At 67.7% G+C, this 12,002-nt stretch carries 12 protein-coding genes, 1 tRNA gene and 1 riboswitch; of the genes, 3 read left to right on the plus strand and 10 right to left on the minus strand.

Translation table 11 applies throughout. The features are described from left to right. Window positions 1-273: 273 nt before the first annotated feature. Window positions 274-446: riboswitch (cyclic di-AMP (ydaO/yuaA leader) on the plus strand. 6 nt (window positions 447-452) lie between these two features. After that, entirely contained in the window at window positions 453-1,460 is a 1,008-nt protein-coding gene (locus K3N28_RS04990) for a C40 family peptidase (protein WP_228091362.1), read from the plus strand. Between the two features lie 218 nt (window positions 1,461-1,678). Here K3N28_RS04990 and K3N28_RS04995 read toward each other — a convergent pair whose 3' ends face one another. Then, entirely contained in the window at window positions 1,679-2,635 is a 957-nt protein-coding gene (locus K3N28_RS04995) for an RNA polymerase sigma factor RpoD/SigA (RefSeq protein ID WP_374209652.1), read from the minus strand. 623 nt (window positions 2,636-3,258) lie between these two features. On the opposite strand from K3N28_RS04995, the gene orn reads away from it, so the two are divergent. After that, entirely contained in the window at window positions 3,259-3,870 is a 612-nt protein-coding gene (gene orn / locus K3N28_RS05000; protein ID WP_228091364.1) for an oligoribonuclease, read from the plus strand. A 92-nt stretch (window positions 3,871-3,962) separates the two neighbouring features. Beyond that, window positions 3,963-4,038 (plus strand) — tRNA-His (locus K3N28_RS05005). A 48-nt stretch (window positions 4,039-4,086) separates the two neighbouring features. Here K3N28_RS05005 and K3N28_RS05010 read toward each other — a convergent pair. The 9 genes from K3N28_RS05010 to K3N28_RS05050 all read right to left on the minus strand — a co-directional run bounded on the left by K3N28_RS05010 (window position 4,087) and on the right by K3N28_RS05050 (window position 11,231). Further along, window positions 4,087-4,560, minus strand: coding sequence for a DUF1707 domain-containing protein (locus K3N28_RS05010; protein ID WP_228091365.1), 474 nt, complete (start codon window positions 4,558-4,560; stop codon window positions 4,087-4,089). Window positions 4,561-4,595: 35 nt separating this feature from the next. Next, on the minus strand, window positions 4,596-5,063 hold the full coding sequence (locus tag K3N28_RS05015) for a DUF1707 domain-containing protein (protein WP_228091366.1): 468 nt from the start codon (window positions 5,061-5,063) through the stop codon (window positions 4,596-4,598). Between the two features lie 22 nt (window positions 5,064-5,085). After that, window positions 5,086-5,937, minus strand: a complete 852-nt coding sequence (gene map, locus K3N28_RS05020; protein WP_228091367.1) for a type I methionyl aminopeptidase — start codon at window positions 5,935-5,937, stop codon at window positions 5,086-5,088. Window positions 5,938-5,946: 9 nt separating this feature from the next. Then, on the minus strand, window positions 5,947-6,582 hold the full coding sequence (locus K3N28_RS05025) for an adenylate kinase (RefSeq protein WP_228091368.1): 636 nt from the start codon (window positions 6,580-6,582) through the stop codon (window positions 5,947-5,949). Between the two features lie 43 nt (window positions 6,583-6,625). Next, window positions 6,626-7,963, minus strand: a complete 1,338-nt coding sequence (gene secY, locus K3N28_RS05030; RefSeq protein ID WP_228091369.1) for a preprotein translocase subunit SecY — start codon at window positions 7,961-7,963, stop codon at window positions 6,626-6,628. A 261-nt stretch (window positions 7,964-8,224) separates the two neighbouring features. Beyond that, entirely contained in the window at window positions 8,225-8,698 is a 474-nt protein-coding gene (gene rplO / locus K3N28_RS05035) for a 50S ribosomal protein L15 (RefSeq protein ID WP_374209653.1), read from the minus strand. A gap of 2 nt (window positions 8,699-8,700) precedes the next feature. Then, window positions 8,701-8,883, minus strand: coding sequence for a 50S ribosomal protein L30 (gene rpmD / locus K3N28_RS05040; protein ID WP_228091370.1), 183 nt, complete (start codon window positions 8,881-8,883; stop codon window positions 8,701-8,703). 10 nt (window positions 8,884-8,893) lie between these two features. Beyond that, complete coding sequence (gene rpsE, locus K3N28_RS05045) at window positions 8,894-9,535, minus strand: 30S ribosomal protein S5 (RefSeq protein ID WP_374209654.1); 642 nt, start codon at window positions 9,533-9,535, stop codon at window positions 8,894-8,896. 232 nt (window positions 9,536-9,767) lie between these two features. Then, window positions 9,768-11,231 carry an RICIN domain-containing protein gene (locus K3N28_RS05050; protein ID WP_228091371.1) on the minus strand — a complete coding sequence of 488 codons (1,464 nt, stop codon included), beginning with the start codon at window positions 11,229-11,231 and terminating at the stop codon, window positions 9,768-9,770. Between the last annotated feature and the right edge of the window lie 771 nt (window positions 11,232-12,002).

Here is a 12,002-nt window from a genome sequence, read left to right on the forward strand (position 1 = left end):
AGCGTTCCTCGCCCGCGTCCCGGACACCCGCCGCCCGGGCCACCCGGACGTCGACCGTTCGGACAATAAACCCGCTGGATAGTCGCCCTCTCTCCCCTGCCGTCCTCACTGTCCGTTACCGGTTTGTGGAGTGATTCACAGCGCGCTTGGCGAGCCTGGTCACCTGCGATAGCGTCGGCGGCTGTTCCGGTCGGGTCCTCAGGGCTCCCCCAGAGACCCACCCGCCGGACCGCCGAGCCGCGCTGCGCATGACGCCTGTCCCTCCCGGTACAGGGCGAAACACCGCCGCGCGGGCCGGGGACCCAGCCGCGTCGCGATCCCCCGCCGTCTTCCGACGGCCTCGCGACGCACGGGGTGAATCCCGCCGCGGCCACGCCGCAGCGGGTAGGGCGCGCTTCCCTGCCCGAACCCGACAGCTAACCCGGTAGGCGGACGAGGAAGAAAGGCCACTCGTGGCTCAAGCCTGCTCAGATACCGTCTGCACGGACACCGGACATCGTTCGCGCGCCGGCGCCGTTCTTCGCCGCATCGGCGCCTACACGGGCGTCACCCTCACCACCGTCGCGCTCGTGACCGCCTTCACCGGCACCCAGGCCGACGCGGCCGACATCGACTACACCACCGCTTCCGCCTCGGAGATCGAAGCCCACCTGGCCGACCTCGAGACCGAACGCGACGAGGCCGCCGAAGACCTCGAAGGCCTCCGGACGGAGCTCCGAACGGCTCAGGCCGTGATCGACACGGCCACCGCCGACTACGGCACCTCCGACGCGCAACTCGCCGTCGTCACCGCCGCGGTCGAATCCGCCGAGGACGACCTCGACGCGAAGGTCACCACGCTGGTCGCCTACGCCCAGGAGCAGTCCGACAAGTACGACGAGGCGCAGGCCGCCGCCGAGGACGCCGACCGGCTCACCGCCGACATCGAGGCGACCCGGCAGCAGGTCGAGTCCCTCGACGCGGAGATCGACGAAGCCGAGGAGGCCTACGACGAGGCCGCCGCGGCCGAGGCGGAAGCCGCCGCGGCGGCCGCAGCGGAGGCCGAGGCCCCCACCGCCTCCAGCGGCGGCTCGTCCTCCGACTCGTCGTCCGACTCCACCGCGGCCTACAGCTCCGACGCCGCGACCGCGGCGGTCGAGTTCGCCCGGAACCAGCTCGGCGAGTCCTACGTCTACGGCTCGGCCGGCCCCGACACCTGGGACTGCTCCGGCCTGGTCAAGGGCGCCTACGCCGTCTCCGGCATCGGCCTCACCCACCAGACCAACGCGATCTGGGACGAGACCAGCGCCATCGGCCGGGACGACCTGCGGCCGGGCGACCTGGTGTTCTACAACGGCCTGGGTCACATGGCCCTCTACATCGGCGACGGCCAGGTCATCCACGCGCCCAAGCCGGGCGACGTCGTGAAGGTCGCCGACCTCGACATGGGCATGTCGATCGACGGCTACCGCCGCGTCTGACCGCCGATCGATCGGATCCGCTTCGGGCGGGCGTCCCCGCGGGGACGCCCGCCCGAAGCGCTGCGCAGCCGAGGCCGCCCCGACGGCCGTTCAGATCGGCGACGGGCCGCGCACGCGAAAGGGCCCGGGGCGTTCGCCCCGGGCCCTTTCACTGTTCGTCTATTCGTCTCCGGCGTCGGCGCCGTCTGCGAGACGGCGCTGCCTCAACGACGGCGCATTCAAGCGGCTTCCGCCATGACCTGGTCGTTGGCCAGCTCCTTCAGACGCGCCAGCGCCTGGATCTCGAGCTGACGGATGCGCTCGCGCGACAGGTGGAACCGGTGCGCGACCTCCGTGAGCGAGTGCTCGCGGCCGTCTTCGAGCCCGTAGCGGGCCTTGACGATCCCCGCCGAGCGCTCGTCGAGGTGGTTGAGCATCATCTCGATGCGCTGGCGTTCCATCCCGGCGAGGACGACGTCCTCCGGGCTGGGCTCGTCGGAGTCGGCGACCAGGTCCCCCAGGTTGGTGTCGCCATCGTCGCCGATCGGCGTGTCCAGCGAGACGGTGTCCTGACTCCAGCGGACGAGCTCGTTGACCCGCTCGACCGTGACGCCGAGTGCGGCGGCCACCTGGTCGGGCTCGGGGTCGCCGCCGAGCTCACGGGTGAGCTGGCGGGTGACGTTGCGCATCCGGTTGACGTCCTCGACCAGGTGCACCGGCAGGCGCACGGTGCGCTCCTGCTGGGCGATCGCCCGGCTGATGGCCTGGCGGATCCACCACGTGGCGTAGGTCGAGAACTTGAAGCCGCGCTGGTAGTCGAATTTCTCGACGGCGCGGACCAGGCCGGTGTTGCCCTCCTGGATCAGGTCGAGCATCGGCATCCCGGAACGGACGTAGCGGCGGGCGATCGAGACGACCAATCGCAGGTTCGCCTTGATGAACTGCTCCTTCGCCCGCGCCCCGTCTTCGACCAGGCGCTTCAGCTCCTTCTCGGTGGCGTCGCCGAAGGTCTCCCCATCGCCGAGCAGGTGCTTCGCGAACAGACCCGCTTCGACTGCCTTCGCCAAGTCGACCTCGGCGGCGGCGTCGAGCAGCGGCGTCTTCGAGATCTCATGCAGGTACACACCCACAAGGTCTCGTTCCTCAGCGACCTCTTCGGTGGTGAGGGTGGGTGTTGTCGTAGTCTCCACGCTCAAGGTCTCCTCCAGCTTCCTCGTCCCCCGACACCGCGTGAGCGGTGTACCAGTTACAACGACCGCTTCGTTGCGTGGAATTCCGTGCCCCGGTGTTCGATACGCCACGGTTACGAAACCGATGCGAACCGGTGGCCGGGCGCTTCGCAGCGGTCCGGTGCCTTCGCATCGTTTCGAGTACCCGTAATCGTCGGCTATGCTCGGTTCACGGCTCCCATCTCTCAGACGAGGGCGCCATGGCGCCATGATGTCTCTGAGACGGGGATCACCTCACCTCCGCGGAGGCCTGATGACCCGAGTCCTGGTCACGGTATCGTGTCCGGCCTGCTTCATCGCAAACCTTCAATCTCTAGGGGTACACGCGCCTTACCTTGAAAAAGTTGAGAGATCATCTTTTTGCGGCCCGAATCACTGCGATACCGGCCGCAAAGGCGGCGACGCTCTGATACCCGCACCATAGCGGACGGTAGCGGTGACGAGCAACACCTTTCTCAGGCGTCGCCGTCCGATTCCGAACACCGCTCGTTCTCCTTCGAGTCTGCGCCTCCGCCGGGCCCCGCAGAGGCGTTCCCGGCGTCGTGCCGCGTAGATCACCCCGAGTGTCCCCTGGGCGTAGAGTTGGCCGGGTGACTGAAGAACGACTAGTGTGGGTCGACTGCGAAATGACCGGCCTCGACCCGGAGACCGAAGCCCTCATCGAAATCGCCGCCCTCGTCACCGAACCGGACCTCACGCCCCTGGACGACGGCATCGACCTCGTGATCGCCTGCGACGGCGGCACGCTCGAGAACATGGGGGCGTTCGTCGCCGACATGCACGCCAAATCCGGGCTCACCGACGAGGTGCGGGCCTCGCGGATCTCCCTCGAAGAGGCCGAGGACGCGGTGCTCGAGTACGTCAAGCAGCACGTGCCCGAGGCGCGGACCGCCCCGCTGTGCGGCAACTCCATCGCCACGGACCGCACCTTCATCGCGAAGTACATGCCGCGCCTGGACGATCACCTGCACTACCGCATGATCGACGTCTCCTCCATCAAGGAGCTCTCCCGGCGCTGGTACCCGCGCGTGTACTACAACCAGCCCGCCAAGGGCCTGGCCCACCGCGCCCTCGCCGACATCAAGGAGAGCGTGAAGGAGCTGGAGTACTACCGGCGCACCGTGTTCGTGTCGCTCCCCGGGCCCTCCAGCGACGAGGCCAAGGCCGCCGCCGCGGCCCTCGCCGAACCGGCCGAGGACTGAGACGGCGAACACCCAACCCCGTTGACGCGGACCCGTATTGTCTCGCTATGATTGTCGCCGGTCCCGGGGTTTCCCCGTGAAGACCGATCTTGGTGGTCGTAGCTCAGCTGGTAGAGCACTCGGTTGTGGTCCGAGAGGTCGCGGGTTCAAAACCCGTCGATCACCCCAAGGAGAAAGCCTCGCGGCACTGCCGCGAGGCTTTTCGCCTCTCCGGGGTCAGCGACCGTTCCGCTTGCGGCGCATCCGCTCCCGGCGTTTGCGCTCCTCCGCCGGGCGCATGATCGTCCGCTCCGCGCCGGTGAGGCACAGCGCCACCACGACCAGCGGGACCACGACCCAGACCGGCCAGAAGTAGACCGGCCCGACCGTGAAGAGCAGGATCAGCCAGATGCCGAGGTTGATGCCGATCGGGATCGAGATCCCGAACCACAGCCACTTGACCCAGTCCGGCGAACCGAGTTTCTCGGGCTCCTGGGCGTCCACGATCTTCTGGTAGGCCGGGAGGTCGGTCAGGACCGCCTCGGCGTCCCCGACGGTCTTCGCAGTCATGAGGACGTCGACGCGCTTCTCGTACTCGTCGAGGTCGATGTAGCCCTGATCCACGGCGCTGCGCAGGATCTCGGTCAGGGCCGAGCGTTCGGCGTTGCCGAGGCGCGTCTCGCGGTCGCCGAACCGTTCGAGTGAGGACATTCGGGGGGGCTCCTTGGAAGACGGGGACGGTGCGATCAGCGGCCGCGGTTGACCAGCTGCACGAACGTGGCGATGGACAGGCCCATGATCGGCCAGATCGGCCAGAAGCCGCCGAAGTCGCCCGAGGAGATGGCGCCGGCGAGCCAGATCATGGTGCAGATGCCGCCGACGACGATGAGGGCCCTGAGCGCGGGCATCCCGTGCATCCAGTCGCCGCCGTGCCAGGAGTGGCCCGATCGCGGCGCCGCGTTCTCGCGGGGGGCGTCGGCGTCCGCCGGTGCGCGGTCGCCCACGGCGACCTCGCCTTCCTTCGGGCGGCCGCCGGGCAGGTCCTCGAAGATGAGGTCGAGCTCGGCGTTGGTCTTCGCCTCGTACGCGCCCTTGGCGCGCTCGTCGAACTCCACGAGATCGATGCGCCCCTCGTCGAGGGCGGCCTGCAGCTGCTGGATCGCCTTGTCGCGGTCGGCGTTCGAGATCCGCAGCTTGCCGTGGTCGTCGGTCACGACCACATTATGTCATCGGGTGTCACAGGGCGCGAGCCGCGCTCGCGGCCGCGTCGCCGAGCCGCTCGACGCCGCCGTCGGGGGCCGTGAGGACCCAGACGCCGTCCTCGAGCAGCGCGATCGTGTGCTCCACGTGCGCCGCGACCGAGCCGTCCTCGGTCACGATCGTCCAGCCGTCGGCCAGCTCCGCCGTCTCGTCCGAGCCGAGCGTGATCATCGGCTCGATCGCCAGGGCCATGCCCGGACGCAGCTTGGGACCCTCACCGGGGCGGCCGTAGTTGAGGATGTGCGGGTCCTGGTGCATCTCGGTGCCGATGCCGTGCCCGCCGAAGCCGGTCACGATGCCGTACTCCCGGCCGTGCTCGGCGCCGGAGCGCTCCACCGACTGCTCGATCGCGTGCGAGATGCCGCCGAGGCGCTTCGCGGAGGCGGCGGCTTCGATCCCGGCCCACATGGAGGCCTCGCAGGCCTCGCGCAGGGCCGTCAGCTCCGGGGCGACGGTCCCGATCTCGATCGTGATGGCCGCGTCCCCGTGCCAGCCGTCGACGATCGCGCCCACGTCGACCGACAGGAGGTCGCCGTCCTTGAGGACCGCGTCCTTCGACGGGATCGCGTGGACGACCTGCTCGTTCACCGAAGAGCAGATCGAGGCCGGGTAGGGCCCGAAGCCGATGTCGTAGCCCTTGAACGAGGGCGTCGCCCCGCAGTCGCGGATGACCTTCTCCGCGATGCGGTCGAGTTCCGCCGTCGACACGCCAGGACCGGCGGACTCGCGCATGGCCTGGTGGACCTCGGCCACGACGAGCCCGGCGGCTCGCATCTGCCGGATCTGCTCGGACGTCTTGTACTGGATGCGCTGGCGGCGGCGGAACACGACGGGGGGTTACTCTCCGGCGCCGATGGCGGCCAAGGCGCGCTCGGTCACCTCGGGCACCTCGCCGATGGCGTCGATCTTGACGAGCTTGCCCTGGGCCTCGTAGTAGCCGATCAGCGGCGCGGTCTGCTCCGCGTAGACCTTGAGGCGGTTCTTGATCGTCTCGGGCCGGTCGTCGGAGCGCTGGTACAGGTCCTCCGAGTCGGGATCCGCGGGCGGGTCGAACTCGAGGTGGTAGACCTTGCCGGTCGACTTGGAGACGCGGCGGCCCGACAGGCGGCGCACGACCTCCTCGTCGCTGGCGGTCAGCTCCAGGGCCAGATCCAGGGAGAGGCCGGCCTGGTCGAGGACGCCGTCCAGGACCTTGGCCTGCTCGGTGTTGCGCGGGTACCCGTCGAGGAGGAAGCCGTCCTTGGCGTCGTCCTGGTCCAGGCGGTCCGCGACCATCTCGTTCGTGACCTCGTCCGGGACCAGATCGCCGGCGTCCATGTACTCCTTGGCCTTGAGGCCCAGCGGGGTGCCGCCGGAGACGTTGGCGCGGAAGATGTCACCGGTGGAGATCTTGGGAACGCCGAGCCGCTCGGCGATGATCTCCGCCTGGGTTCCCTTGCCGGCCCCGGGTGGGCCTACCAGTACCAGTCGCAACGTTGTTCCTCCCGTGTGGTCCCTCTATGAAGATGTTCCTGCGTCAGCGGAGGAAACCTTCGTAGTGGCGCTGCATCAGCTGGGACTCGATCTGCTTGACCGACTCCAGGCCGACGCCCACCATGATCAGCACCGAGGTGCCGCCGAACGCGAACTGTGCGAACAGCTGCTGGTTACCGAACGCGATGATGGCCAGATTGGGAAGGATAGCGATCGCGGCGAGGTAAAGCGAGCCCGGGAAGGTCAGGCGTGACAGGACTCGCTGCAAGTAGGTCGCGGTGGGGTTGCCCGGGCGCACGCCCGGGATGAACCCGCCGGCCTTCTTCATGTTCTCGGCGACGTCGTCCACCTTGAAGGTGATCGAGACGTAGAAGTACGTGAAGAAGATGATCAGGAGGGCGTAGAGCGTGATGTACACCCACGAGCCCTGGTTGAGCAGGTAGCGGTCGATGAAGCTGACCCACTGCGAGTCGCTGTTCTGGTTGAGCTGGCGGAACAGCGTCGGGATGTATAGCAGCGAGGACCCGAAGATCACGGGCACGACGCCGGCCTGGTTCACCTTGAGCGGGATGTAGGTCGAGGTGCCGCCGTACATCCGGCGGCCCACCATCTTCTTGGCGTACTGCACCGGGATGCGCCGCTGCGACTGCTCGATGAAGATGACCGCGACCATGATCGCCAGGCACAGGCCCACGATGACGGCGAACATGAACCAGCCCTCGGACTCCTGGAGGGACCAGAACTGGCCCGGCATCTGCGCCGCGATGGACGCGAAGATCAGGAGGCTCATGCCGTTGCCGACGCCGCGCTCGGTGATCTGCTCGCCGAACCACATGATGATCGCGGTGCCCGCGACCATGACGGCGACGACCGTGACGATGGTCATCCAGTACGGGATGTTCGCGTCGGAGTTCGACAGGTCGGGGAGGATCGGGGTCGGGCACTCGGCGTTGAACAGAATGCCCGAGCGCGCCAGCGCGATGTAGCCGGAGGCCTGGAGCAGGGCGAGGCCCAGCGTCAGGTACCGCGTGTACTGGGTGATCTTGACCTGGCCCGGCTGGCCCTCCTTGCGGAGCTGCTCCAACCGCGGGATCACGACCGTCAACAGCTGCATGATGATCGACGCGGTGATGTACGGCATGACGCCGAGCGCGAAGACCGACAGCTGGAGGAGCGCTCCACCGGTGAAGAGGTTCAGGAGGCCGAAGACGCCCTGTTCATCCGTCGGCTGGAGGTTGAGGCAGGTCTGCACCGCCGCGTAGTCCACGCCGGGACTGGGCATCTGCGCACCGAGACGATACAGTCCGATGATCATCAAGGTGAACAGGATCTTCTTGCGCAGATCGGGGGTCCGAAACGCGCTGATGAAGGCGGAGAGCAATGCGGTTCCTCCTGAACAAGACCCCCTGGCGGGGCCCGTGGGGCTAGCTCCGTCGGATCACGGTGCAGGCCTTTGTAACCAGTGGGCGTGTGTAGTTCGTAGCGAGAGCGTCACACGCCCGAGGAAGACGGTGGTGCTCGCCATGGGAGCCTAGCAGGCGCAATCGGACGCAGAGTATTCGGCATTCACCATGACGAAACGGGCCGGAGTTCCCTCCGGCCCGTTTCGCAGATCAGGTGTTCGTCCTGGTGAGGCTTTCGGCTATTCGCCGAGCGCCTCACCGGTCTTCTTGTCCACCACGACGGCGGTGCCGCCGGCGGCGGTGATCTTGGTGAAGGCGGAGGACGAGAAGGCGTGCGCCTTCAGGTCGAACTTGACGCCTTCGAGCTCGCCCGAACCGAGGACCTTGATGAGCTCCTTCTTGTTCAGGACGCCCGCCTCGATCAGCTGCTCGGGGCCGACCTCGCCGCCCTCGGGGAAGAGCTCCACGAGGCGGTCGAGGTTGACGACCTGGTACACGAGCTTGTTGTGCGGCTTGAAGCCCTTGAGCTTCGGCAGACGCACCTGGAGCGGCATCTGGCCGCCCTCGAAGCCGGCCTTGACGTTCTTGCGGGCCTTGGTGCCCTTGGTGCCGCGACCGGCGGTCTTGCCCTTGGAGCCCTCACCGCGACCCACGCGGGTCTTGGCCTTCTTGGCGCCGGGGGCCGGCTGCAGGTCATGAATGCGAATAGCCATGACTACTCAACCTCCTCGACATCGACCAGGTGGCGGACACGGTGGACCATGCCGCGGAACTCCGGGCGGTCTTCCTTGAAGACGGTCTGGCCGATCTTGCGGAGGCCGAGCGTCTGGATGGTGGCGCGGGTCTTCGGCTTCTCGCCGATGACCGACTTGTGCTGGGTGATCTTCAAACGTGGCATGTCGATCCCCCTACGCCTTCGCGGCCTGGGCGGCTTCGGCGCGGGCGCGCAGCAGGCCCTGAGGAGCGATGTCCTCCAGCGCCATGCCGCGGCGGGCCGCGACGGCCTCCGGGGACTCGAGGCCCTTGAGCGCGGCCACCGTCGCGTGGACGATGTTGATCGCGTTCGAGGAGCCCAGGGACTTCGACAGGATGTCGTGGATGCCGGCGCATTCGAGCACGGCGCGCACGGGACCGCCCGCGATGACACCGGTACCCGAGGAGGCGGGCTTCAGGAGCACCTTGCCGGCCGCGTCCTCGCCGAAGACCTCGTGCGGAATGGTGCCGCCGATGCGGGGAACCGTGAAGAAGTTCTTCTTGGCCTCCTCGACGCCCTTGGCGATGGCCGCGGGGACTTCCTTGGCCTTGCCGTAGCCGACACCGACGTTGCCCGCGCCGTCGCCGACCACCACGAGGGCGGTGAAGGCGAAGCGCCGGCCGCCCTTGACGACCTTGGCGACGCGGTTGATGGTGACGACGCGCTCGATGTGCGGGGACTTCTCGGCGCGGTCGCGACCGCGACCGCCCTCGCGTCCACCGCGGCCGCCGCGACCGCCGCGGCGGTCGCCGCCGCCGTCCCGGCTGCCACCGGCAGCTTGCTGTTGATCAGCCACGAGACTGATTCCTTTCGTTCGCTCAACGCCGGCCCGGTACCGGGCCGACTCGCATGGATGTCCGGCTTCGAGAGCCGAAGACGCTGCGCCGAAGCGCAACCTCTCGATTATGCCTGGTCAGGGGTGCAGCGGCGAACGGCGGGGTCCCGCTGAGGCCCGGAACACAGGAACGACCGCCGCCCGGGCCGGCGGGGCCCGGGCGGCGGTCCTGGTTCGCGGTCTCCGGTGAGGCTTAGAGCCCTGTCACGTCCCATTGCTGGTTCGCGGCGCCGGTGCAGGTGTTCTGGACGATGGCGGCGCTGTTGGCGGTCGAGGACCCGGCGACCTCGATGCAGAGGCCGGAGTGCTGGGCCACGATGAGGTGGTTGCCGTTCGCGGCGGGCCGCAGCGAGAAGCGCTGGTTGCCTCCGGCCCAGCAGCCCCATTGGCCGACGGCGGCTCCGGCGGCCTTGGACTCGTCGAGCACGTCCCAGCACTTGCCGGTGCTCGTGTTGGCGATGGAGCCGACCTTGGAGCCGGGGTAGACCGGGTCGAAGGTGAAGGCCTGCGGTGCGCCGTTCCAGCAGCCGTACTGGGTGAGCTTGGTGCCGTCGGCGCTCGATCCGCCGGGCACGTCGATGCAGCGCCCGGAGTTCGCGTTGACGAACTTGGTCGAGTACGGGCTCCCGTCCTCGTTGCCGACCACGCCTTGGACCGTTCCCGCGGCCGCGTCGATGTTGAGGGTGGAGTACCAGGTCAGCGACATGCTCCTGCTGCTGGGGAAGGAGATCGGGAGCCACACGTATTCGCTGTCCATGGGTTTGCCGCCCCATTGCGGTCCCCAGCGGTCGCCCATGTACAGGTAGCTGGTGCCGGCGGTGCCGCTGACGGTGGCGACGAAGGTCGGCTGGGAGCCGAAGGTGGTGGAGTTGCCGGCGTTGGTCCAGCCCGACCACGAGCCCGCGGGGAAGTTCGTGGTGGTGGCGTACTGGGTCTGGTTGGCGTTCCAGCCGGTCGCGCCGGAGGTGACGAGGAAGTAGACGCCGTTGCGCTGGAAGACGGCGGGGGCCTCGCGGTGGTAGCCGTCGAAGACGTGGACGAGCGCCTCGACGCCGAGGTAGTCGTCGGTGAGGCGGTAGATGTTGAGGTCGTAGTTCACGTCGGCGGCGGAGATGAGGTAGCCGGTGCCGTCGGTGTCGACGAACAGCGTCATGTCGCGCGAGTCGTAGCCGAGGGGCCTGAAGGAGCCGCGGTAGGTGTAGTCGCCGTCGACCGTGTCGGAGACGGCCACGGCCACTTCGGCGTCGCCGTAGTCGACGCCGTTCTCCTTGTGCGCCCACATGACGTAGTGGTCGTATTCGGCGTTGTAGATGACCTTGGGCCGCTCGATGTTGGCCGGCGAGAGGTCGGGGTGCGACTCGGCGCTGAGGATGTCGTTGGCGAAGGTCCAGTTGACGAGGTCGGTGGAGGAGTACATGCTCACCTGGTCGAACAGGTAGTCGTTCCGCTGCTCGCCGACCATGTAGTAGGTGTTCCCGACCTTGAGCATGCCGCCGCCGTGGGCGTGCATGAGGTCGCCGGAGGTCGTGGTGATGGTCTGTCCGTTGTCGAACGCGACCGGCGCCGCCTGGGCCGAGGTGGGGGCGGCGAGGCCGAGGGTCGTGGTCAGGAGGGCCGTCGCGGCGGCGCATGCGCCGAGCCGCCTTCTTGTTGACATCGTCGTCTCCTTCGCGGACGCCCCAAGGGAAGGGCAGTTGATCGAATTATTTCGATGTTTCCACACCCGCGCTTCCTTGTAAACCCCTTCGTCTAACCGGTTGAGAAACAGAACGAGGAGGCAGAGAGCGGGCCGATCCACGATCGGTCGGCATCCGGATTGCAATGGCTCCATGTCTTCTGGTGGGTCCTCCCGGACGGCGTTGGTCGGCAGTTCGACCTTCCAGCAGCTCGGCCATCGCTTCTCGGGCCATCGCAAGGGGGCAGGGGAAGGCCTCGGCGCACTTCCGGCCTGCACCGGACTTGCCGCAACGCTTGGGATGCGGCCGAGAGGCGGCGACGATGAGGCGGTGTGCGGCTGTGGTGGGACTGCGGCGGCCACGCCGTCGGGTCGCGGGCCTTAGGCAGCGACAACGAGGTCTCAGCGGCTGAGGGCTCGATTTCGGCCCCCTGCGCCGCTCGGGTCAAGGCCCTGAGGCGGCGACAACAAGGCAACGTTCGGTAGGGGCCGGACCTCGACTGCCCGCACCATCTCGGCCCGGCTTTGCGACAGCAACGCAGAGACCCACTTCCATCCCAGGCACATGGAGTCTCCAGACCGCAAGAATACCGGCATATTCTTCCGATTCCATTGGTGCACATGGCCTTGAGAAACGCCATTGACACTCCTCAATGGAATCTTCACCCGTTCGAGTGATGACAACACCACCACCGCATGTCACCATTGAACTACAGAACAAACGAACGAAAAACGGCAATACATTCGAGCATT

This window comes from Glycomyces sp. TRM65418, from assembly GCF_019710475.1.
Taxonomy (GTDB): Bacteria; Actinomycetota; Actinomycetes; order Mycobacteriales; family Micromonosporaceae; genus Glycomyces.

Bases quoted from the DNA above. Each gene is read 5' to 3' on its own strand.
- K3N28_RS05010 (WP_228091365.1), bottom strand. From the start codon at position 4,560: ATGTCCTCACTCGAACGGTTCGGCGACCGCGAGACGCGCCTCGGCAAC.
- rplO (WP_374209653.1), bottom strand. From the start codon at position 8,698: ATGGCTATTCGCATTCATGACCTGCAGCCGGCCCCCGGCGCCAAGAAG.
- rpmD (WP_228091370.1), bottom strand. From the start codon at position 8,883: ATGCCACGTTTGAAGATCACCCAGCACAAGTCGGTCATCGGCGAGAAG.
- K3N28_RS05050 (WP_228091371.1), bottom strand. From the start codon at position 11,231: ATGTCAACAAGAAGGCGGCTCGGCGCATGCGCCGCCGCGACGGCCCTC.